Annotated in this window: 1 protein-coding gene; it reads left to right on the top strand. The window is 56.7% G+C overall.

The window, feature by feature from the left end:
* Positions 1–281 precede the first annotated feature (281 nt).
* Positions 282–413 (top strand): LysR family transcriptional regulator (locus AC1D0P_RS30660; RefSeq protein WP_477680177.1); only part of this gene is annotated, 132 nt, incomplete at its 3' end.

Raw genomic sequence — 413 nt, 5'->3', positions numbered from 1 at the left:
GCCGAGCCCCAGGGCGGACACTTCCAAAGTTCCGAGTTTACGTGTTTTCATGGTGTTTCTCCTAATTTTTGATCTCAGATCATCACGTAGCGCATCAGAATAAAGGCGAGGATTGTGCCCTTATGGGACGCTGCGGGGAGTGGGATGTCTGCAGCATAGTGCTTTCCGGTTGGTTCGACGGGCGGCTCGGCCGTTCCTGATCTGGTGCTCTGAATGTAGCGTTTGCGGCCGCTTTCGACTAGCTGCTATAATCTGCATGAACCTATTAGACGGACTAATGAATGGCGCAGGAAAACCTCAACGATCTCGTGGCCTTCCTGACGGTGGCGCGCGAACAGAGCTTCACCAAGGCGGCGGCCAAGCTCGGCGTGTCCCAGTCGGCACTGAGCCAGACCGTGCGCGGCCTTGAGGAG

The organism is Polaromonas sp. P1_G2 (assembly GCF_056405515.1).
The sequence above is the reverse complement of the archived record's forward strand: the minus strand, read 5'-3'. Positions and strand labels throughout refer to the sequence as shown.